The 20,530-nt window shown below is 64.9% G+C and carries 19 protein-coding genes and 2 riboswitches; of the genes, 7 read left to right on the top strand and 12 right to left on the bottom strand.

Annotated features, from left to right (window positions below; translation table 11 throughout):
• Positions 1-4 precede the first annotated feature (4 nt).
• Positions 5-1,423, bottom strand: a complete 1,419-nt coding sequence (locus NLM32_RS30205; protein WP_254132400.1) for a circularly permuted type 2 ATP-grasp protein — start codon at positions 1,421-1,423, stop codon at positions 5-7.
• Positions 1,424-1,700: 277 nt separating this feature from the next.
• Between NLM32_RS30205 and NLM32_RS30200 the strand changes: the two genes are divergently transcribed.
• The 4 genes from NLM32_RS30200 to NLM32_RS30185 are packed head-to-tail and all read left to right on the top strand — an operon-like array spanning position 1,701 to position 4,432.
• Positions 1,701-2,438: a molybdopterin-binding protein gene (locus NLM32_RS30200; RefSeq protein ID WP_254132399.1), complete on the top strand. Its 738-nt coding sequence runs from the start codon at positions 1,701-1,703 to the stop codon at positions 2,436-2,438.
• Positions 2,439-2,476: 38 nt separating this feature from the next.
• The gene (gpt, locus tag NLM32_RS30195; protein ID WP_194482023.1) at positions 2,477-3,004 is read left to right on the top strand and encodes a xanthine phosphoribosyltransferase; all 528 of its coding nucleotides are present in this window, start codon (positions 2,477-2,479) and stop codon (positions 3,002-3,004) included.
• Between the two features lie 13 nt (positions 3,005-3,017).
• A complete protein-coding gene (locus tag NLM32_RS30190; protein ID WP_254132398.1) occupies positions 3,018-3,815 on the top strand; it encodes a class II aldolase/adducin family protein in 798 nt (265 codons plus the stop codon).
• Positions 3,815-4,432 carry a hypothetical protein gene (locus NLM32_RS30185; RefSeq protein WP_254132397.1) on the top strand — a complete coding sequence of 206 codons (618 nt, stop codon included), beginning with the start codon at positions 3,815-3,817 and terminating at the stop codon, positions 4,430-4,432. The genes NLM32_RS30190 and NLM32_RS30185 overlap by 1 nt, the downstream gene beginning before the upstream one ends.
• On the opposite strand, the gene NLM32_RS30180 is transcribed toward NLM32_RS30185, so the two are convergent.
• Entirely contained in the window at positions 4,429-4,662 is a 234-nt protein-coding gene (locus tag NLM32_RS30180; RefSeq protein ID WP_254132396.1) for a hypothetical protein, read from the bottom strand. The two genes, NLM32_RS30185 and NLM32_RS30180, sit on opposite strands and share 4 nt — an antisense overlap.
• Entirely contained in the window at positions 4,662-5,684 is a 1,023-nt protein-coding gene (locus NLM32_RS30175; RefSeq protein ID WP_254132395.1) for a methionine synthase, read from the bottom strand. Before NLM32_RS30175 ends, NLM32_RS30180 begins: the two co-directional genes overlap by 1 nt.
• 109 nt (positions 5,685-5,793) lie before the next feature.
• Here NLM32_RS30175 and NLM32_RS30170 point away from each other — a divergent pair, with 109 nt between their 5' ends.
• The 3 genes from NLM32_RS30170 to NLM32_RS30160 all read left to right on the top strand — a co-directional run bounded on the left by NLM32_RS30170 (position 5,794) and on the right by NLM32_RS30160 (position 8,211).
• On the top strand, positions 5,794-6,495 hold the full coding sequence (locus tag NLM32_RS30170; protein ID WP_254132394.1) for a glutathione S-transferase N-terminal domain-containing protein: 702 nt from the start codon (positions 5,794-5,796) through the stop codon (positions 6,493-6,495).
• 130 nt (positions 6,496-6,625) lie between these two features.
• Positions 6,626-7,234 (top strand): 2-hydroxychromene-2-carboxylate isomerase, encoded by a 609-nt coding sequence (locus NLM32_RS30165; RefSeq protein ID WP_254132393.1) that lies wholly within the window; start codon positions 6,626-6,628, stop codon positions 7,232-7,234.
• Positions 7,234-8,211 carry an NADPH:quinone oxidoreductase family protein gene (locus tag NLM32_RS30160; RefSeq protein WP_254132392.1) on the top strand — a complete coding sequence of 326 codons (978 nt, stop codon included), beginning with the start codon at positions 7,234-7,236 and terminating at the stop codon, positions 8,209-8,211. The genes NLM32_RS30165 and NLM32_RS30160 overlap by 1 nt, the downstream gene beginning before the upstream one ends.
• Positions 8,212-8,315: 104 nt before the next feature.
• On the opposite strand, the gene NLM32_RS30155 is transcribed toward NLM32_RS30160, so the two are convergent.
• From NLM32_RS30155 to NLM32_RS30115, 9 genes are all read right to left on the bottom strand, one after another.
• Entirely contained in the window at positions 8,316-9,206 is an 891-nt protein-coding gene (locus NLM32_RS30155) for a crotonase/enoyl-CoA hydratase family protein (protein WP_254132391.1), read from the bottom strand.
• Between the two features lie 299 nt (positions 9,207-9,505).
• A complete protein-coding gene (locus tag NLM32_RS30150) occupies positions 9,506-10,927 on the bottom strand; it encodes an amidase (RefSeq protein ID WP_254132390.1) in 1,422 nt (473 codons plus the stop codon).
• Positions 10,928-10,929: 2 nt separating this feature from the next.
• Complete coding sequence (locus tag NLM32_RS30145; RefSeq protein WP_254132389.1) at positions 10,930-12,093, bottom strand: M20 aminoacylase family protein; 1,164 nt, start codon at positions 12,091-12,093, stop codon at positions 10,930-10,932.
• A 27-nt stretch (positions 12,094-12,120) separates the two neighbouring features.
• On the bottom strand, positions 12,121-13,626 hold the full coding sequence (locus NLM32_RS30140; protein WP_254132388.1) for a M81 family metallopeptidase: 1,506 nt from the start codon (positions 13,624-13,626) through the stop codon (positions 12,121-12,123).
• A gap of 294 nt (positions 13,627-13,920) precedes the next feature.
• On the bottom strand, positions 13,921-15,588 hold the full coding sequence (locus NLM32_RS30135; RefSeq protein ID WP_375143581.1) for an ABC transporter ATP-binding protein: 1,668 nt from the start codon (positions 15,586-15,588) through the stop codon (positions 13,921-13,923).
• Complete coding sequence (locus tag NLM32_RS30130; protein WP_254132387.1) at positions 15,588-16,475, bottom strand: ABC transporter permease; 888 nt, start codon at positions 16,473-16,475, stop codon at positions 15,588-15,590. The genes NLM32_RS30135 and NLM32_RS30130 overlap by 1 nt, the downstream gene beginning before the upstream one ends.
• Before the next feature lie 18 nt (positions 16,476-16,493).
• Positions 16,494-17,435 carry an ABC transporter permease gene (locus tag NLM32_RS30125; RefSeq protein WP_254132386.1) on the bottom strand — a complete coding sequence of 314 codons (942 nt, stop codon included), beginning with the start codon at positions 17,433-17,435 and terminating at the stop codon, positions 16,494-16,496.
• A gap of 181 nt (positions 17,436-17,616) precedes the next feature.
• Positions 17,617-18,930, bottom strand: coding sequence for a D-amino acid dehydrogenase (locus NLM32_RS30120; RefSeq protein WP_254132385.1), 1,314 nt, complete (start codon positions 18,928-18,930; stop codon positions 17,617-17,619).
• A gap of 67 nt (positions 18,931-18,997) precedes the next feature.
• Positions 18,998-19,123, bottom strand: a riboswitch (glycine riboswitch).
• 3 nt (positions 19,124-19,126) lie between these two features.
• A riboswitch (glycine riboswitch) is annotated at positions 19,127-19,231 on the bottom strand.
• A 95-nt stretch (positions 19,232-19,326) separates the two neighbouring features.
• The gene (locus NLM32_RS30115) at positions 19,327-20,457 is read right to left on the bottom strand and encodes a M20/M25/M40 family metallo-hydrolase (RefSeq protein WP_254132384.1); all 1,131 of its coding nucleotides are present in this window, start codon (positions 20,455-20,457) and stop codon (positions 19,327-19,329) included.
• Between the last annotated feature and the right edge of the window lie 73 nt (positions 20,458-20,530).

Genomic DNA, 20,530 nt, shown 5'->3' with positions numbered 1-20,530 from the left:
ATCTCTACTCGTCCAAAATCCAGGTATCTTTGGTGCCGCCGCCCTGGCTCGAATTCACCACGAGCGAACCTTCCTTCAGCGCAACACGTGTCAGCCCGCCCGGCACGATCGTCGTGCTCTTGCTGCCGGTGAGCACGAAGGGGCGCAGGTCCACATGGCGCGGCGCGAGGCCGCTTGCCGTGCAGGTCGGGCAGGTCGAGAGCGCCAGCGTCGGCTGGGCGATGAAGCCTTCCGGCTCGCGTTTGAGCTTCTCGCGGAAAGCTTCGATCGTTGCTTTCGTCGCCGCGGGGCCGATCAGCATGCCGTAACCGCCGGAGCCGTGCACTTCCTTGACGACGAGATCGCCGAGATGGTCGAGCACGTAAGCGAGATCCTTCGGCTCGCGGCAGCGCCAGGTCTGCACGTTCTTCAGGATCGGCTCCTCGCCGAGGTAGAATTTCACGATCTCCGGCATGTAGGAGTAGATCGCCTTGTCGTCGGCGATGCCGGTGCCGACCGCATTGGCGAGCGTGATGTTGCCGGCCGCGTAGGCCGACATCAGCCCGGGCACGCCGAGCGCGGAGTCGGGACGGAAGGTGAGGGGATCGAGGAAATCGTCGTCGACGCGGCGGTAGATCACGTCGACCCGTTTCACGCCCTCGGTCGTCCGCATGAACACTTCGTTGTTCTTGACGATGAGGTCGCGGCCCTCGACCAGCTCGATGCCGAGCTTGTCGGCAAGGAAGGAGTGCTCGTAATAGGCGGAGTTGTAGACGCCGGGCGTGAGGAGGGCGACCGTCGGTTCACCTGAGGCACTGTTCGGTGCGACCGAGCGCAGCGCGGAGAGCAGTTCGTCCGGATAGCGCTCGACCGGCGCCACCCTGTGGCGGGCGAACAGATCCGGAAACAGCCGCATCATGATCTCGCGGTTTTCCAGCATGTAGGACACGCCCGACGGCGTGCGCGCATTGTCCTCCAGCACGATGAAGTCGTTGGCATCGACCCGAATGATATCGATGCCGGCGATGTGCACGTAAACGTCGTGCGGCACCTGCTGGCCGTTCATCTCGGGGCGGAAGACCGGGTTCTGGAAGATCAGATCGTCGGGCACGATCTCGGCGCGGAGGATGTCGCGGCCGTGATAGATGTCGCGCAGGAACATGTTCAGCGCCTTGACGCGCTGCTTCAGGCCCCTCTCCAGCAGCGTCCATTCCTTGCCGGACATGATCCGCGGGATCACGTCGAACGGGATCAGGCGCTCGGTGGATTCGGAGTCCCCATAGACCGCAAAGGTGATGCCGATGCGGCGGAACAGGAGCTCGGCCTCCTGGCGGCGATATTCGAGCGCCTCTGGAGGCGTCTCCTTGAGCCAGCGTGCCAGCTCCTGATAGGCGGGACGAAGGTCCCCACCTGGAATATTCATTTCGTCAAACGCGACTGCCATAGATCCCGACTTGTCTCCGCTAGGCGTTGCGCCATTGGACAGGTCGTCAGGCCTTGATGAAGACCGCAACGTCCTGGCCATGCGGCAAGAGTGCATGACTCTGAGGAGGTAGCAAGGGGCGGGCCAGCGCTATAAGCATTGAGAAGGGGCATTTGCCGGGGATGACCGGTGACCTGCCTGAAAAAATGGCTGATGACTGCTTATTTCGGCAGCAAAACCGCGTGACTTCAACGCGTTACCTCGGCAAAGTCGGGACCAGAGGTGAGGGACTTAAGGCATGAGCGAGATCGTCACGGCGGGCATTCTGGTCATCGGGGATGAAATCCTGTCCGGCCGGACCAAGGACAAGAATATCGGCTTCATCGCCGAATACCTGACCAATATCGGCATCGACCTGAAGGAAGTCCGGGTCGTCTCCGACGACGAGCCCGACATCATCGCCGCCTTGGATGCACTGCGGCATCGCTACAATTATGTGTTCACCACCGGCGGCATCGGGCCAACCCATGACGACATCACTGCTGACAGCGTCGCCAAGGCGTTCGGCGTCGGCATCGACCATCACCCGGAGGTGGTCGCCCGCTTCAAGGAGCGCTGGAGCGAACAGGACCTCAACGAGGCCCGCCTGCGCATGGCCCGCATTCCCGACGGCGCCGAGCTGATCCAGAGCGCGACCATCCTCGCCCCCGGCTTCAAGATCGGCAATGTCATCGTGATGGCCGGTGTGCCCTCGATCATGCAGGCGATGATGGACATCGTCTCGCCCAAGCTGAAATCCGGCGTCCGCATGCTGTCCGAATCGGTCCGCGCCAATGCGCGGGAAGGCGACATCGGCAGCCCGCTGCGGGCGATCGCCGCCGCGCATCCCGACACCATCATCGGCAGCTATCCCTTCATGGACGAGGAGCAAAAGCCGAACACCAATCTGGTGGTGCGCTCGCGCGATGCGGATAAGCTCGCATCCGCGATGTCGGCGGTGAAGGAAATGCTGGCGGGATTGAACATCACCCGGTAGCAAATGGAGCTGCCGGCAGACGAATGCAGGAGACGATGATGGCTGGTGAAGCACCGGAACTGAGCGCGCAGGAGCGGGCGGGCCGGCCCTTTCCGGTGTCGTGGGATCAGTTCCACCGGGATTGCCGGGCGCTGACCTGGCGGCTGAATGAGGTCGGTCCGTTCCATGCGGTGATCGCGATCACCCGCGGCGGCCTGGTGCCGGCCGCGATCGTGGCGCGCGAGCTGGGCGTGCGCGTGATCGATACGGTCTGCATCGCCAGCTACGACCACGACAAGCAGGGCGAGCTGCAGGTGCTCAAGGGTATTTCCGAACAAGCCATGAAGCTCGGCGGCGGCACCGGCAAGGGGCTGTTGATCGTCGACGACCTCGTCGACACCGGCAAGACCGGCAAACTGGTGCGCGAGATGCTGCCCGATGCGCATTTCGCGACAGTTTACGCCAAGCCAAAGGGGCGTCCGCTGGTCGACACCTTCATCACGGAGGTCTCGCAGGACACCTGGATCTTCTTCCCCTGGGACACCGCGCTCTCCTACCACCCGCCGCTCCGCGACGGTGCTGCGTAAGCACGAAAGGCTGATGGCCATGGCCGGACGCGCGCGGTTGGCATTTTGTGGCTTCATCGTCGCGCTCGCGGCGATGGTCCTGACGGCCGAGGCGCGCAGCCAGGACCGTGCTTCTGTCATCGACGACATCGTGGTCGGCAGCCGCGTTCTCGCCGAGTTCGGTGTGGTTGACGCATTCGGCCATGTCAGCGCGCGTGATCCCGGCCATCCCGATCGCTTCCTGATGTCGCGCTCGCTGGCGCCGGCGCTGGTCACCGCCGACGACGTCATGGAGTTCGATCTCGACGGCAACGCCGTCGATGCCAACGGCCGCACCGTCTTCCTCGAGCGCTTCATCCACAGCGAGATCTACAAGGCGCGGCCGGACGTGATGGCGGTGGTGCATACGCACTCGCCTGGCGTGATCCCGTTCACGGTCAGCCAGGTGAGCTTGCGGCCCATCTTCCACAACGCGGCCTTCCTCGGCGCGGGGGCGCCGGTCTGGGAGATACGCAAGGAGTTCGGCGAGACCAACATGCTCGTCAGCAACGCGGCGATCGGCAAGTCGCTGGCGCTCGCGCTCGCAGACAAATCGGTGGTGCTGATGCGCGGCCATGGCGATGCGACGGTCGGTCCGTCCGTGAAGCTCGCGGTGTTCCGCGCCTATTACACCGACGTCGATGCACGGCTGCAGTCGCAGGCCCTCGCGCTCGGCGGCGAGGTCAACTATCTGACCCCGGTCGAAGCGACGAAGGCCGATGCGGTCAACGTTCAGGTGCTCGATCGCGTCTGGAATCTCTGGAAGATGCGTGTCACAGCGGCGACAAAATAATGCCCCTGCAAAACCGCGTCACGCCCACCGGCGACATCATCGCCACCCCGCATCGTGGGCTGTTCACCGGCAACCGCGGCATCATCCACGATCCCGCGACGAAGACGCTGCTGAAGAAGCGCTGGTCGTCGCCGGCCTGGCTCACCTGCACCTGCGAATTCCGGGGCCGCCGCCGCGAGGTGATGGCGCAGCGGAGCTGGACGGAGCTGTTCTTCCTGGATGAGGCGACCGCGCTCGCCGCCGGCCATCGCCCCTGCTTCTACTGCCGTCGCGACGACGCCAACCGCTTCCGCGCCGCGTGGGAGAAGGGCAACCGCGTGCACGACGTCCGCATGCACGACATCGACACTGTGCTGCACCACGAGCGGCTCGATCACGGCAGGAAGCGGCTGCACGCGCTGCTGGTGCCGCTCGACCAGCTTCCCGAAGGCGCGATGCTGCAGCAGGGGGACGAGAGCTATCTGGTCACGCAGGGCAGGGCGCTGCTGTGGTCGCCGGAGGGCTATGGCGCGGTCGAGCGTCACCCCGCCGAAGCAACGCTGCTGACGCCGCCATCGACGCTGCGCACGATGAATGCGGGCTACCAGCCCGTGCTGCATCCGACCGCACGCGGCTAGCGCAGCGGCTTGCCCTCTTCATCCACCGTCGTGCGCGCATCGCGCAGCGCCCATTCGCGGATCACCTGGCGGCAGCGGGTCAGCTCGGCTTCGCTCGCGGCACTGGCATCCCTCGACGCACGCTCCACCATCGCCTTGCAATTCATGAGCACCGAGCGATCTTCCGCCTGCGCCGGCAGCATGAGCGCTGCCAGTGCGGCGACCGCGAGTGCCGTCCGAACAACCACCATCACCCGAGCTTCTCACGCGCCAGCGCGGCGCCGGCGCCGAGCGCCATCAGCTTGGCTTCGGCGATCTCGCGCCGCATCGGCGCCATGCCGCAATTGGTGGTGGCGATGATGTTGCTCTTGGGCACGAATTTCGACACCGCGTCGATCACCTTGACGACGTCCTCGGCAGTCTCGACCGTGTCACTGGCGACATCGATCACTCCGGCCTGGACGATCTTGGTCTTCAAGAGCGCGAGCAGATCGAGCGGCACCTTGGAATTACGGCACTCGATCGCGACCTGCTGGATCGGGCTGGCATCGATCGCCGGAAAAATCTGCTCGTATTGCCGCCACTGCGCGCCGAGCGTTTCCTTCCAGTCGGTATTAGCCTTGATGCCGTAGCCGTAGCAGATGTGCACGGCGGTGGTGCAGGTGAGGCCCTGCGCGGCGCGCTCCAGCGCCTTGATGCCCCAGTCGTTGACTTCGTCCATGTAGACGTTGAAAGCAGGCTCGTCGAACTGCACGAGATCGACGCCGTCGGCCTGCAGCGCCTTGGCTTCCTCGTTCAACAGCTCGGCAAAGGCAAAGGCCATCTTGACGCGATCGCCATAGTAACTGTCGGAGATGGTGTCGATGATGGTCATTGGGCCGGGCAGGGTGAACTTGAGCTTCTTCCTCGTATGCGTGCGCGCCACGCGGGCCTCAAAGTCGTGGACGCGCCCCTTCAGCCGCAGCGGCGCGACGACCTGCGGCACCATTGCCTTGTAGCGATCTTTCCGGATACCCATCTCGACCTTGTGGGCGAAATCGATGCCTTCGATCTTCTCGAGGAAACCGTGCACGAAATGCTGCCGGGCCTGCTCGCCCTCGGTGACGATATCGATGCCGGCGTCCTCCTGGATCTTCAGCCAGATCAGCGTGGCGTCGCGTTTGGCGCGGAGCAGCTCGTCGCCTTGCGACTTCCAGGGCGCCCAGAGCATGTTGGGTTCGGCGAGCCATTCCGGCTTCGGCAAGGAGCCGGCGATCGTCGTTGGAAACAGCATGGGTCCCTCCCGGCGGGTTGTGATTGCGCCTCTGTCTGCCATGTCTTAACGTCGAGGTACAGAACAACAAAAGTCGCTCTCTATTCCATTGGCGACGACAGGGAAGGTGATGATCGACCTCCACTACGCGCCGACGCCGAACGGCTGGAAAATCTCGATCATGCTGGAGGAACTCGGGCTTCCCTATACGGTGAAGCCCGTCAACATCCGCGCCGGCGAGCAGTTCAGTCCCGACTTTCTGGCGATCTCGCCCAACAACCGCATTCCCGCGATTGTCGATCATGATCCCGCCGATGGCGGTGCGCCGTTCTCGGTGTTCGAGACCGGTGCCATCCTGATCTATCTGGCGGAAAAGACCGGCCGCTTTCTCCCCGGTGATCTCCGCGGTCGCTCCACCACCATCCAATGGGTGATGTGGCAGATGGCGGGGCTCGGGCCGATGCTCGGTCAGCACGGCCATTTTGCGCTCTATGCGGCGGAGAAGATTCCCTATGCGATCGAGCGCTACCGCGACGAGGCCGCGCGGCTCTATGGTGTGCTCGATCGCCAACTCGCCAAGACCGGCGCCTATGTCGCCGGCGACTATTCGATCGCCGACATCGCCTGCTTCCCCTGGACCATGACCCACAAGGCGCAGGGATTCACGCTCGACGACTATCCAAACGCCAAGCGCTGGTACGCCGAGGTGCGGGCCAGGCCGCAGGTACAGGCGGGGCTCGCGATCGGAAAATTCGTGAAAGAGCCGTTCGACGAGGAATCACGCAAGATCATGTTCGGCCAGCGGGCTAAGGAAGTGTTGGGAAAGAGGTAGTGCCCCTCATGGTGAGGAGCGCCGCAGGCGCGTCTCGAACCATGAAGGCCCGGTTGTCACCCGCGGCCATCCTTCGAGACGGCCGCTATGCGGCCTCCTCAGGATGAGGTCCGTCAGCAAAGGAAACACCATGATCGAGTTCTTCTTCGACTGTTCCAGCCCCTGGACCTATCTCGCCTTCCACAACATCCAGCCGCTGGCAAAAGAGCTCGGCGCCGAGATCATCTGGCGGCCGATCCTGGTCGGCGGCATCTTCAACACCGTCAACCCGAGCGTCTACGCGCAGCGGGAGACGCCGGTGCCGTTGAAGGCGCGTTACATGAAGAAGGACCTCGCCGACTGGGCGCGCTCGGCTGACCTTGCGATCAAGATGCCGCCGACGGTGTTTCCGGTGAACAGCGTCAAGGCGATGCGCGGCTGCATCTGGTTGGGCAAGGACATGGTGCCGTTCGCCACGAGCGTGTTCGAGGCCTATTGGGGCGGTGACAAGGACATCTCGCAGGACGCGGTGCTGGCCGAGATCTGCAAGAAGGCCGGCATCGACGAGCAAAAGTTCTTCGCGGGCATCTCGGAGCAGGCGATCAAGGACCAGCTCAAAGCCAACACGGAGGAAGTCGTCGCCCGCGGCGGCTTCGGCTCGCCGACGATCTTCGTCAACAAGACCGACATGTATTTCGGCAATGATCGCTTGCCGCTGATCCGTGAGGCGCTCAAGCGCAGCAAGGCGAGCGCGGCCTGATGGTACGGGCTGTTGTTTGCCGCGCGCTCGGTGCGCCCGAGAGCTTGCTGCTGGAAGAGTTTCCCTCGCGTGCCCTGAAGCCGGGCGAGGTCCGCGTCGCGATCCGCGCCGCTGGCCTCAATTTCCCTGACGTGCTGATGGCGGCCGGCGAATATCAGCTCAAGCCCGAGTTGCCGTTCACGCCCGGCATGGAAGCCGCCGGCGACGTGACCGAAGTCGGCGCGGAGGCGAAGGGCGTCGCTGTCGGCGATAAGGTCATCGTCAAGATGCGTCACGGCGCCTTCACGGATGAGGCCGTGGTGACGCCGGCGCAGCTCACGCCGATGCCGTCGACCTTCGACTATGCGGAAGGTGCGACCTATCTCGCCGGCCACGGCACCGCCTATCACGCGCTGATCGATCGCGGCCGGGTCGAGCCGGGCGAGGTGTTGCTGGTGCACGGCGCCGGCGGCGGCGTCGGCCTTGCGGCTGTCGAGATCGGCAAGATGCTGGGCGCGACCGTGATCGCGACGGCGTCCAGCGACGAGAAGCTGGCCATTGCCAAATCGCGCGGTGCCGATCATCTCGTGCGCTACGACCGCGAACCATTTCGTGATGCCGTCAAGCGCATCACCGATGGCCGCGGCGCCGACGTGGTGTTCGATCCCGTTGGCGGCGAGGTGTTCGAGAACTCGATGCGCTGCATCGCCTGGGGCGCGCGGCTGCTGGTGATCGGTTTCACGGGGGGCATCGGCTCGGCCAAGACCAATTTGCTGCTGATCAAGGGCGCCAGCGTGCTCGGCGTGCGTGCGGGTGAGGCGGTGCGGAAAAATCCGACGCTTGGCGAAGTGCGCCTGAAGGCGCTGCTGCAATGGGCGGAGGAGGGCAAGCTGCGCCCGAACATTTCGCATCGCCTGCCGCTGGAGGACTACGCCAAGGCGATGCGGTTGCTGCTCGACCGCAAGGCGATCGGGCGCGTGGCGCTGGTGATGGATTGACGGTGCCGCTATGTTCGTAGGGCGGATTAGCGAAGCGTAATCCGCCGTTTGATTGCCGCGAGAGAAGTGGCGGGTTACGCCTTCGGCTAACCCGCCCTACGAAGCTACTTGTATTCCCGCTCCGTCCACCACGGGAAATAGTCCGGCATATCGCTCGACACCTTGTTCTTGAACTGCGCCGGCCGCTTCTCCAGGAACGACACCACGCCTTCCTTCACATCCTCGGAGCGGCCGCGGGCGTAGATGCCGCGGCTGTCGATCTTGTGGGCTTCCATCGGATCGTCCGCGCCCATCATGCGCCACATCATCTGGCGGATCAGCGCCACCGACACCGGCGCGGTCTTGGCCGCGAACTCCTTGGCGAGCGCGCGGGCGGTCGGCAACAGATCATCCGGCGCTACGACCTTGCTGACGAGACGGCCGGCGAGAGCCTCTTGCGCCGGGAAGACTCGGCCCGAATAGCACCATTCCAGCGCCTGCGAGATACCGACGATGCGCGGCAGGAACCAGCTCGAGGCCGCCTCCGGCACGATGCCGCGCTGGGAGAACACGAAGCCGAAGCGCGCCGCGTCCGAGGCGATGCGGATGTCCATGGCGAGCTGCATGGTGACGCCGATGCCGACGGCTGGCCCGTTCACCGCGGCGATCACCGGCTTCAGGCACTTGAAGATGCGCAAGGTGACCTGGCCGCCGCCATCGCGCACCTGCGGATCGCTGTAATCGACCTTGCCGTCGGCAAAGCGCTTCACCGGCCCGCGCCGCGCGTCGCGATCAAAGGTATCCGCGCCCGACGAGAGGTCCGCGCCCGCGCAAAAACCGCGGCCGGCGCCGGTGACGATGATGGCGCGGACATTGTCGTCCTTGTCGGCGGCATCGAACGCGTCGATCAGCTCGGCCTGCATCTGCGCGTTGAAGGCGTTGAGCTTGTCGGGCCGGTTCAGCGTGATGGTGAGGATCTGCTCGGCGACCTCGTATTTGATCGTCTCATACGCCATATGGTTTCCTTCCTTTAGTTTTTCGCTGCGCAGATGGCAGAGGGCTTGAGTTTTCTTACCCTCCCCTGGAGGGGGAGGGTCGATCGCGCGTAGCGCGAGCGGGGTGGGGTGATCTCTCCAAACGGGCAGCGCTCATCGCGGAGAGACCGTCACCCCACCCCGTCTCACATTTCGCTTCGCTCAATGTGAACCGACCCTCCCCCTCCAGGGGAGGGTAAGCAAGAGGCTTCGCATGCTGCCCGTTCGAAGGCATCCGGGCTTGCGCCTAAAGGGCGCGCTTCCCGAGATGGCGGAGCGTCTTACTTCGCCGGCGGCTTCGGCCAGGGCTGCTGCGCCCCGCGCAGGCCCTCGAACGCCTTGGCCATGCCGAGCACGCCGATATCGTCGAAGCGGCGACCGACGATCTGGACACCGATGGGAAAACCGTTGGCGTCGAAGCCGCCATTGATGGAGACGGCCGGGTTCTCCGACATATTCCACGGCACGGTATAGCAGATGTGCTCGAACGGTCGCATCGGATCGTTGGTGGGCGAGGCCCAGTCCGCCGCATAGTTCACGTTCGGCGCGGTCGGCGAGATCACATAGTCGAGCTCGCAGAACAGCTTTGAAGCCGCAGCCCGGATCGCCATGGTCTGGTTGAAGCCACGGATGACGTCGACGCCCGACAGCTTCGCGCCGGACGCGCCCCACTTGAAGATATAGGGCAGCACCTTTGCCTGTTCGGCCGGCGTCAACTTCGACAGATCGTCCCACATCCGGGCGCGCCAGAAATTGTCGAGACCATCGAGCATCTCGCGCGTGAGGATGCCGTCGACTTCGGTGACGACGCTGCCAGCGGATTCGAACGCCTTTGCGGCTTTCACCGCGACGTCGCGGACCGGCCTTTCCGCCGGCAGGCCGACGCCGGCATCGAGCATCAGGCCGATCCGCAATTTGCGCGGAGATTTTTCCAGCCCTTTCCAGTTCAGTGGCTCTGCCGGCAGGCTCATGCCGTCGCGCCGGTCGGGCTTTGCGATCACGCTCATCATCAGCGCGCAATCGTCGACCGTGCGGGTCATGGGGCCGGCGACGCGGCCGACATAGGTGGGATCGATCGGCACGCGGCCGAAGCTGGGCTTCAGGCCGACGAGACCGCACCAGCCCGCAGGCAGGCGCACCGAGCCGCCGATATCGGTGCCGAGATGCAGCGGCCCATAGCCGGCCGCCGCGGCAGCGCCTGCACCCGCGCTGGAGCCGCCGGGGTTTTTGGAGAGATCCCAGGGATTGCGCGCGAGCGCATGGAACGAGGAGAGCCCCGATGACAGCATGCCGTAATCGGGCATGGTGGTCTTGGCGAAGATGATCGCACCAGCCTCACGCAGACGCGCGGCGGGCGGGGCATCCTTCTCGGCCGGCACGAGCTTGACGCTCGCAGCCCCCAGCGGCACCGGCACGCCCTTGGTCGCGATATTGTCCTTCACCGTGACGGGCACGCCGTCGAGCGGGCCTGACGGTTCGCCCCCTGACCAGCGCGCGGTTGAGGCGGCTGCGGCCTCGCGCGCGCTGTCGGGATCGAACGCATAGAGCGCCTTCAGGTGCGGCTCCCACGCGGCGACATGCGCAAGCACGTCCTCCAGCACCTCGCTCGGCGAGAACTGCTTGGCCCGATAGCCCGCGATCAGATCGACCGCGGACAGGTCGTGCAGCGAGGTGACCGCCTCTTCGACGCTCTTTTTCTGCATTGCTAAGCGACCGGCATGCGCGTTTCGATGATCCGGGCGAACATGCTGGCGCCGATCGGCAGGATCTTGTCGTCGAGCACGAAGCCGGGATTGTGCACGGGCACCGAGCCGTCATGACCGACCCAGAAATAGGCGCCGGGAATGGTCTCCAGCATGTCGGCGAAATCCTCGCTGCCCATCTTCGGCTGGCTGCGGGTGATCACCTTGGCGGGATCGATGATGGTGCGGGCGACGTCCTCGACCACCTTGGACTGCTCGACCTGGTTGACCAGCACGTTGAAGGTGTCGCGGATGTCGACGTCGATCACGCACTGATAGGCGCTCGCGATGCCGGCGCAGATCGTGCGGATGCGTTCGCTGACCAGGGTGCGGACTTCCTTGGAGAAGGTGCGGATGGTGCCGCAAAGATGCGCGTCGCCGGGAATGACGTTGTAGGCGGAGCCCGCGTGGATCTGGGTGATCGAGACGACAGCAGCCTGCAGCGGCTCGACGTTGCGGCTGACGATGGTCTGGATCGCCTGCGCCAGCGTGGTCGCGATGATCACCGCGTCCTTGGAGCGCTCGGGCATCGCACCATGCGCGCCATAGCCGGTGATGCGGAGGTCGAAGAAGTCGGCGCTGGCCATCGCCGGACCGGGCAGGATCGCGATCTCGCCGAGATTGAGATCGGGCGCGTTGTGCAGGCCGTAGAGCTCGTCGCACGGAAACTTCTCGAACAGGCCGTCCTTGATCATCGCGCGCGCGCCGCCGAGGCCTTCCTCGGCCGGCTGGAAGATCAGGTGCACGGTGCCGTCGAAATTCCGGGTCTCGGCGAGATAGCGCGCGGTGCCGAGCAGCATGGTGGTGTGGCCGTCGTGGCCGCAGCCGTGGAAGCGGCCGGGGATTTTCGAGCTCCATTTCAGATTGGTGTTCTCTTCCATCGGCAGCGCGTCCATGTCGGCACGCAGGCCGATGCGCTTGCCGCCCGAGCCCTTGCCCTTGATGACGCCGATCACGCCGGTGCCGCCGAGGCCGCGATGCACCTCGATGCCCCAGCTCTTCAGCTTGTCGGCGACGATGCCGGAGGTGCGGACCTCCTCGAAGCCGATCTCGGGGTGGGCGTGGATGTCGCGGCGGATGGCGGTGAGTTCGTCGGCGTAGCCGTCGATGCGGTCAATGGTGGGCATGTGTCCTGTCCGGTTGGCGTGACTTGATTAGCGAGATTTGGGCGCGAAAGCGGGGCCGTTTGGCTTGATGCGGATTCCCGGCCGCAGGCGCGTCCAGGTCAGGGTGGCGGTGTCGGCCGGCATCGCGCCGGGCGCTGCGCAGATCATCAGCTTTTCCGCGATCGGCTCAAAATCGGCACGGAAATGCACCGAGCTCTTGTTGACCAGAATCTTCTCTGTCGTCGGCTCGATGCCGACATAGCGGTACATCGCCTGATCGGCGAGCTGCGCCTTGTGCGAGGAGACGACGACGCGGACATCGCCGATGCGCAAGGCCGCGGACGGGCCCATCTCCATCTCGCGGCCGCCATAGTAAGGGCCGGGCGCGATGAAGCGGCCGTCGGAGAGCTTTTCGACGACGAAGGTCTCGGTATAGGGCTCGTCGCCGGGAATGCCGGACTTGCCGCCGAGCGAGAGCGTCACGGTGGCGCCGACGCCGGCTGCATGCGCGGCCTTGGCGGAGACCGGATCGTAGATGGCGCCGGTCGCTGCGCTCGCCTTGTTGCGCACCAGCGCGCGCAGCATGCCGGTAGTGTCGGAATCACCACCGGCACCGGGATTGTCCTGGGTGTCGGCGATGATGATCGGCTTGCTGGCGTTCTTCGAGAGTTCCATGGCGTGGCGGACGCCGTCATCGGGCGACCAGATCTTGCCGTCGAAATCGTCCTCGTGGCTTTCGATCAGTCTGACGATCGCATCTGCCGCGCGGTCGGCATCTTCTTGCGTCCTGCCGTAGGCGAACACGCTCGGCCCGCAATCGCGGAAATCGGCGGCTGGAAAACCCGGCGCGAAGGAGAGCGTGGGAACCGCATCGTTCTCCAGCGCTGCGAGCTTCTCGTAGATGCCCTTGGTCGGAAAGTCGTTGGTGCATTGCCAGCTGATCGCGATCAGGAACGGCAACTGCCGGAACGATTTTGCGAAGCGCTGCTTTGTCTTCAGAAGCAGAGCAAGGTGCTTGGCCGAGGCACGGCCGGTCTCGGCCATGTCGACGTGGGGATAGGTGCGGTAGGCGATCAGCGCGTCCGCATGTTCCATCATTTCGGGCGTGACGTTGGCGTGAAGGTCGAGGCTCGCGACCAGCGGGACATCCTTGCCGATGACGCGACGGACGCGCGCCAGGATCTCGCCTTCGCCGTCATCGAGGTGCTCGGTGACCATGGCGCCATGCAGATCGAGATAGACGGCGTCGAGAGGGCCGGCGGCTGCGATGCCGTCCACCATGACCTTCACGATGCGCTCGAACGCATCCTTGGTGACATGCGCCGAGGGACTCGCGCCGCAGGCAATCGTCGGAACGAGTTCCCAGCCATTAGCCTCGGCGCTGTCGACGAAACCGGCCAGCCCGACATTGATGCGCCGCATTACCTTCAGCACGTCGGGACCTGTGGTCATCGCCGGCCAGCCGCCGCCATGCTGGAAGTCCGCGAACGTCGCCTTCGTCGGGGCGAAGGTGTTGGTCTCGTGCAGGAAGCCGCCGACGGCGATGCGTGTCATCAATGCAAGTCCAGCGTTGAAAGTTGCGCGAAATTAGCCATGGCGCTGCGGCGAGGGCAAGGTGGGAAGCAGTCGCGCCACGCATGGCCTCAGGCTGTTTTGGGAATGCTGCGGATGCGGTGGTTGGTGAGCGACGCCGCTTCCACATTCTCGGTGTCGTCCCCGCGAACGCGGGGACCCATAACCCCAGGGAGGAGTTTGGCGAAGGCTGGTCGTTCGGGATTAGCCAGGCGCGATCGATATATTCCGCGATATGGGTCCCGGCGTGCGCCGGGGCGACAGCCGAGAGTGCCGCTACAGCGCAGCCCCCACACCCTCCGACACCGGCCGGAAATTCGCAAAGTCCCAGTTGCGTCCTGGTGCCGCATCCAGAAGGGCCTTGGTATAGGCCTCCTGCGGATGCGTCAGCACCTCGGCGGCCCGGCCTTGCTCGACGACGCGGCCGTGCTGCATCACCACGACCTCGTCGCAGATTTGGGCTGCGACGCGCAGATCGTGGGTGATGAACAGGATGGCGATGCCGAGCCGCTTCTGGATCTCGTCGAGCAGTTCCAGCACCTGCGCCTGCACGGAGACGTCGAGCGCGGAGACCGCTTCGTCCGCGACCAGCACGTCCGGATCGAGCGCGAGCGCGCGGGCAATGGCGATGCGCTGGCGCTGGCCGCCGGAGAACTGGTGCGGATAGCGCGACACAGCATCGGCCGGCAGGCCGACGAGTTCGAGCAGCTCGCGCGCGCGCTTCATCGCAGCGGCATGCGAGGTGCCGTAGTTGATCGGGCCTTCCGCGATGCTCTCGCCGACGGTGATGCGCGGGTTGAGCGAGCGGTAGGGGTCCTGGAACACGATCTGGATCTTCTGCCGGTGCGGCTGCAGCAGGCGTCGCGAGATATCGGAGATCTCGCGGCCGGCCAGCCGTACGCCGCCGGAGGTCGGATCGATCAGGCGGACGATGCAGCGCGCTACCGTCGACTTGCCCGAGCCGCTTTCACCGACGATGCCGAGCGTGCGGCCCTTGCGCAGCGTCAGCGTCACCTTGTCGGCGGCGACGACCTCGCGGCCTTTGCCGAAGAACGCGCGCTCCTTGTAGATCTTGCTGAGATCATTGGCCTCGAGCACCACCGGCTCCTTGCTCTCCTCGCGCGGCGGCCGCGGCACCAGGCTCGGCACCGAAGCGAGCAAATTGCGGGTGTATTCCATCGTGGGGTTGCGCAGCACGGTCTCGAGCTGGCCGGTCTCGACCAGGCGACCCTGCCGCATCACCGCGACGCGGTCCGCGATCTCGGCGACCACGCCCATGTCGTGGGTGATGAACAGCACGGCGGTGCCGTGATCGCGCTGCAGCTCGCGGATCAGGGACAGGATCTGCTTCTGCGTGGTGACGTCGAGCGCGGTGGTCGGCTCGTCGGCAATCAGCAGCTTCGGCTCCAGCACCAGCGCCATCGCGATCATGATGCGCTGGCGCTGGCCGCCGGAGAGCCGATGCGGGTAGGAGGCGAAGATGCGCTCGACCTGAGGCAGGTGGACCTGCTCCATCATGTCGAGGATGCGCTTCTTCCGTGCCTTCGCGTCGAGCTTGGTGTGGGCGCGCAAGACTTCGTCGATCTGTCGGCCGACCGGCACGACCGGATTGAGCGCGGTCATCGGCTCCTGGAAGATCATCGCCATCTTCGTCGCGCGCAACTGGCGCAGGCGGCGGTCGGTCGCGGTGAGGATCTCCTCGCCGACGAGTTTTACGCTGCCACTGGTCGGAACCAGTGTGCCCTTCGGCAGCAGGCCCATCGTGGTCAGCGAGGTCACCGACTTGCCCGAGCCGCTTTCGCCGACCAGGCACAGCGTCTCGCCCTGGTGGACCTGGATCGAGATGCCGTCGATGATTTTCGCACCGCCCGGCTTCTTGCCGACGGAGACGACGAGGTTGTTGATGTCGAGAACGATGTCTTTGGTCATCACTTGATCGGTCATTATTTGCCCTCCCGCTGCTTCATGCGGGGATCGAGTGCGTCGCGGGCTGCGTCGCCGATCAGGTTGATGCTGAGGATGGCGATCGAGAGCAGCAGGCCCGGCCAGAAGATCAGCGTCGGCTTGAGCTGAAAATACTGGCGGCCCTCGGCCATGATGTTGCCCCAGGTCGGCGTCTCCGGCGAGATGCCGGCGCCGAGGAAGGAGAGGATGGCCTCGGTGAGGATCGCCGACGCGCAGACATAGGTGCCCTGGACGATCAGCGGCGCAATCGTGTTCGGCATCAGGTGCCGCCACATGATCTTCGGCAGCGAGGAGCCGACCGAGATCGCGGCTTCCACATAGGGCTCCTCACGCGCCGACAGGACGACCGAGCGCACCAGGCGCGCCACGCGCGGGATTTCGGGGATCGTGATCGCCACCAGCACCGTCCAGATGCTGGCGCCGGACAGCGACACCACGGCGATTGCAAGCAGGATGCTCGGCATCGCCATCAGGCCGTCCATGATGCGCATCAGGACGGAATCGATCAGCTTGAAGAAGCCGGAGACGAGACCGATCACAAGGCCAATGGCGATCGAGAGGATCGCCGAGCCGATGCCGATCAGGAGCGAGATGCGGCCGCCATAGATGACGCGCGACAACAGGTCGCGGCCGTAGGCGTCGGTGCCGAGCAGGAATTGCGCCGACGCGGGCTTGAGCCGCTGCGACGGCGCGAGCTGGATCGGATCGTGCGGGGCGATCAACGGCGCCAGGACCGAGATCAGCACGATCAGCGCGAGCAACACCGTCGCCGTGGCGATGATCGGCGTCGAGGTGAGGAAGCCGAAACGCGGCCGCAGCGGCGACGTGATCGGGATGGACGACTGGGGAAGGGTATCGACTGACATCTTGTTGTTGTCCTTGCCTCAGTACCGGATCCGGGGATCGAGCAGCGTGTAGGCGACGTCGATCAGGAGGTTGACGACGACGTAGATCAGCGACGTCAGCAGGATCATCGCCTGGATCACCGGATAGTCGCGCGCCAGCACCGCATCCACGGTGAGGCGGCCGATGCCGGGGATGTTGAACACGCTCTCGGTGACGACGACGCCGGAGATCAGGAGCGCGAAGCCGGTGCCGATCACGGTGATCACGGGCACGGCGGCGTTCCGCAGCGCGTGCCGCATCATCACCGCGACCTCGTTGATGCCCTTGGCGCGCGCCGTTCGCACGTAATCCTCGCCGAGCACATCGAGCATCGCGGCGCGCGTCATGCGCGCGATCAGCGCGATGTAGATGAAGGAGAGCGCGCAGGTCGGCAGGATGATGCGCTCGAAGAACGCGCCGAAGCCGGCAGAGATGCTCTTGAAGCCCTGCACCGGCACCCAGCGCAGGTCGATCGCAAAGACCTCGATCAGGACATAGCCGACCACGAACACCGGCACCGAGAAGCCGAGCACGGACAGGCCCATCACGAAACGGTCGATCCAGGTGCCGTGCTTCCAGGCCGCGATGACGCCGAGCGGCACCGCAACGATGACGGCGAGGATGATGGTCGACAGCGCGATCGAGATCGACGGCTCGACGCGCTGGCCGATCATCTTCATGACCGGCAGGTTGGAAATCAGGGAGGTTCCCAGGTCGCCGTGCAGCAGCTTGCCGACCCAGGTGACGAACTGCACGATGAGGGGTTCATTGAGGCCGAGCGAGGTGCGGATGCGTTCCAGCCGTTCCGGTGTCGCATTGTCGCCGGCGAGGATCGCGGCGGGGTCGCCGGGCGTCAGCCGCAGCAGCAGGAACACGAACAGCGCCACGACGCCCATCACGGGCACCGCAGCCAGAACGCGGCGAATGAGATAACCTAGCATGCACCTATCTCCGGCTGCAGATTGTGGGGGGCCGAGAGGCGCCCGTGGATTCGGTCGTGTCTATCATGCGCGCCTGTCTCTCGGGCTGGAAGACCCGGCCGGAGAGCCGTCCTCGTGGGGCAAATTGTGTGCCAAGGGCAGGGCGGTCGCAAGGGGCCGCCCCGCATCGATTTGCGACCACTCAGGATGCACGACGCATCTCGCGCTCAACCCCAAGTTCGCCCCGAAATGAGGGGACGGTTGGCGGTGCGTTGAGCCCGCGCCAGCCGTCGATGGTTCCGGCGATCATCTGCGCGGTCGCGGCCGACAAGGTCCAGCCGAGATGGCCGTGGCCGGTGTTGAAGAACACGCCGGGCATCCGGCCCGCGCGCACCACCGGCATCATGTTCGGCATCATCGGCCTGAGCCCGGCCCACGGAATGATGCGAGACGTCTCGACCGCCGGAAAGTTGCTGCGCACCCAGTCGACCAGCGGCTGCACGCGATCGGCGCGGATATCGCGGTTGAAGTCGTTGAACTCGGCCGTGCCGGCCACACGAAAACGATCGGCGCCGAGCCGGCTGGTGACGATCTTGGCGGCCTCGTCGAGCAGGCTGACGGTCGGCGTCGCATTGCGGCTCTCGGCGGTGTCGAGCTGGACGGTGATCGAATAACCCTTCACCGGATAGACATTGACGCGCTCGTCGAGCATCGCCGCGAAATGACGGCTGGCAACGCCGGCGCAGACCACGACGCCATCGACCTTCAGCATGCCGCGCGCGGAGGCGACCGCGTCGCTTGCGCTGAGATCGGCCCAGCCGATGACGAAGCCGCCGCGAGCTTGCGCGATGGAATCGATATTGGCCTCATGGATGAAGGTTGCGCCGCGCCGCTTGCAGGCCTCTGCCAGCCCGCGCGTGAACTTGTGGATGTCGCCGGTGGCATCCGACGGCGTGTAGAAGCCGCCGTAATAATCCTTGCGCAGCGTCGGCTCGATCGTGTGGATTTCTTCCGGCGTCACCGGGTGCCGATCGAGTCCGCCTTCCTGCAGCAGCGCATTGACGCGCAGGCCGGATTCAAAACCCTTCTTGTCGTGATAGATGTGGAGGATGCCGCGGCGTTCGAGATCGAAGTCGATGCCTTCGCGCGTCGCGATCTCGAACAGGTGCTTGCGGGCTTCGATCGCGAGCCGCGTCGTCAGAATCGTATTGGCGCGGTAGTTGCCGATATTGGCGACGAACTCGCTCATCCACGAATATTTGTGCCAGTTCGGGCGCGGGTTCATCAAGAGCGGCGCATCGCGCCGGAACATCCAGCGCAGGCCTTTGAGGATCGTTGCGGTGCTGTTCCACACCTCGGCATTGCTGGCGGAGAGCTGTCCGCCGTTCGCAAACGAGGTCTCCATCGCGGCGTAGCGATGCTTGTCGAGCACCGTGACCTCAAAGCCGCGTTCGAGCAGAGCATAGGCAGTCGTCACGCCGGTGATGCCGGCGCCGATGATGGCAATATGTGTCATGTTGAGCAGGGGCTCCCGTGAGTTAGGATAGGCTAACCGCCGGCCCGAAAGCCGTTGGCGGCGCCCCATCTGTCACGGTTACCTGAGAGCTTGATCCGGCGCGGACCTCGACGAGGCAGAACCTCACGAGACCTGCGCAGACTATCCCCTTCGGTGGACGTCACGACGTCGATCGTGCCGTCTCTCTCCAGATCGTCCTGACGATACAGTCCTTTTGCCTGAGAGTTTCCGGGGCGGTTGCTCCGTCGGCGCCGCAATGAAAGCTGGATGCCTTCATTGCGATCTCTCCCGCATCGTCGCGTGGACCATCGAGCAGTACGATGCGCCTCATTTTTAGACAAGGCTAAATTTCATCCGCGACTGCCAACGCATTGTGCAGTGCGAAGTTGATTCAATTTACTCGAGCGTCGCCAGCAGTCCCGCCATCAGGCGACCGCGTTCGACCAGGCTATCGACCTCGATGAACTCTTCGAGCGTGTGGCCATTGCCGCCACGTACGCCGAGGCCGTCGAGCGTCGGGATGCCCATCGCGCCCGTGAAGTTGCCGTCGGAGCCGCCGCCGGAGCTCGCATGCGGTAATTCCGCGCCAAGAGATTTGGCGATGCCGCGCGCCTTTTCATACAGCGCCATGGTACCGGCGTCGGGCTCCCACACCGGCCGCGTCACGCCGCGTGTCACCTTGAAGGAGACATCATTCGCCGTGCCCGAGAGCGCAAGCATCCGTTCGACGCCGCGGTCGAGATCGGCCTGGCGCTTGGCCATGGACAGCGCTTCACCGGTGGCGGTCGTGGCAACGCAATTGACCCATTGCCCGCCATGCACGACACCGACCGAGAAGGTGCAGTCGTCGCTCGTCATCGCGTCGATCGCAAGAATCTGCCGTGCCATCTCGCGGATCGCCGAGCGTCCCGCCGACAAGGTCGCGCCGGCGTGGCTCGGCCGCCCCGTCGCCTCCAGATTGAAGCGCGCGATCGCGTATCGTCCGGTGGTGACGCCGTTGTCGGCGCGGCCGGGCTCGGGCACCAGCACATATTTGTTGCGCGCGGCTTCCGCTTCGATGATGTCGCGCGTGGAGGGCGTGCCGACTTCCTCGTCCGGCGTGAACAGGATGGTGATCGGAAGCGGCGTGGTGAAGGCCGCGCGCGCCAGCTGCCGGATCGCTTCCAGCGAGAGATAGTTGCCGCCCTTCATGTCGTAGATGCCGGGGCCGTAGCACTTGTTGCCCTCGCGCCGCCATTTCAGCTTCTCGATGGTGCCGACCGGGTGGACGGTATCCATGTGCCCGGCGATCAGGATGCCGGGCTCGCCTTGCCTGGGATGCGGGAAGCGTGCGCGAACGACGCCGCCAAAGCCCTGACGGCCGGCGATGCGCTCGATGGTCGCACCCATGATCGCCATATCCCGCGCTGCGATATCGAGCATGCGGTTGACCGCGCCCGCATCCCAGGTCGGGCTTTCGCATTCCACCCAGGTGCGCAGGCCCTCGAGCATCGCCTCGGAATCGAAGGGAAGATTGGCTGGATTCATCTTAATGTCTCTCAAGCTTCGAAAGATGGAATGCGCATTGCATCAGCGCGGGCAGGACAAGCGGGGAGAGTTG

This window comes from Bradyrhizobium sp. CCGUVB14 (assembly GCF_024199935.1).
Taxonomy (GTDB): Bacteria; Pseudomonadota; Alphaproteobacteria; order Rhizobiales; family Xanthobacteraceae; genus Bradyrhizobium.
Note: the sequence above shows the minus strand (reverse complement) of the source record. Positions and strands in the feature narration are given on the sequence as shown.

Coding starts and splice junctions, on each gene's coding strand:
- NLM32_RS30205 (WP_254132400.1), bottom strand. CDS start 1,423: ATGGCAGTCGCGTTTGACGAAATGAATATTCCAGGTGGGGACCTTCGT.
- NLM32_RS30200 (WP_254132399.1), top strand. CDS start 1,701: ATGAGCGAGATCGTCACGGCGGGCATTCTGGTCATCGGGGATGAAATC.
- gpt (WP_194482023.1), top strand. CDS start 2,477: ATGGCTGGTGAAGCACCGGAACTGAGCGCGCAGGAGCGGGCGGGCCGG.
- NLM32_RS30190 (WP_254132398.1), top strand. CDS start 3,018: ATGGCCATGGCCGGACGCGCGCGGTTGGCATTTTGTGGCTTCATCGTC.
- NLM32_RS30185 (WP_254132397.1), top strand. CDS start 3,815: ATGCCCCTGCAAAACCGCGTCACGCCCACCGGCGACATCATCGCCACC.
- NLM32_RS30180 (WP_254132396.1), bottom strand. CDS start 4,662: ATGGTGGTTGTTCGGACGGCACTCGCGGTCGCCGCACTGGCAGCGCTC.
- NLM32_RS30175 (WP_254132395.1), bottom strand. CDS start 5,684: ATGCTGTTTCCAACGACGATCGCCGGCTCCTTGCCGAAGCCGGAATGG.
- NLM32_RS30170 (WP_254132394.1), top strand. CDS start 5,794: ATGATCGACCTCCACTACGCGCCGACGCCGAACGGCTGGAAAATCTCG.
- NLM32_RS30165 (WP_254132393.1), top strand. CDS start 6,626: ATGATCGAGTTCTTCTTCGACTGTTCCAGCCCCTGGACCTATCTCGCC.
- NLM32_RS30160 (WP_254132392.1), top strand. CDS start 7,234: ATGGTACGGGCTGTTGTTTGCCGCGCGCTCGGTGCGCCCGAGAGCTTG.
- NLM32_RS30155 (WP_254132391.1), bottom strand. CDS start 9,206: ATGGCGTATGAGACGATCAAATACGAGGTCGCCGAGCAGATCCTCACC.
- NLM32_RS30150 (WP_254132390.1), bottom strand. CDS start 10,927: ATGCAGAAAAAGAGCGTCGAAGAGGCGGTCACCTCGCTGCACGACCTG.
- NLM32_RS30145 (WP_254132389.1), bottom strand. CDS start 12,093: ATGCCCACCATTGACCGCATCGACGGCTACGCCGACGAACTCACCGCC.
- NLM32_RS30140 (WP_254132388.1), bottom strand. CDS start 13,626: ATGACACGCATCGCCGTCGGCGGCTTCCTGCACGAGACCAACACCTTC.
- NLM32_RS30135 (WP_375143581.1), bottom strand. CDS start 15,588: ATGACCGATCAAGTGATGACCAAAGACATCGTTCTCGACATCAACAAC.
- NLM32_RS30130 (WP_254132387.1), bottom strand. CDS start 16,475: ATGTCAGTCGATACCCTTCCCCAGTCGTCCATCCCGATCACGTCGCCG.
- NLM32_RS30125 (WP_254132386.1), bottom strand. CDS start 17,435: ATGCTAGGTTATCTCATTCGCCGCGTTCTGGCTGCGGTGCCCGTGATG.
- NLM32_RS30120 (WP_254132385.1), bottom strand. CDS start 18,930: ATGACACATATTGCCATCATCGGCGCCGGCATCACCGGCGTGACGACT.
- NLM32_RS30115 (WP_254132384.1), bottom strand. CDS start 20,457: ATGAATCCAGCCAATCTTCCCTTCGATTCCGAGGCGATGCTCGAGGGC.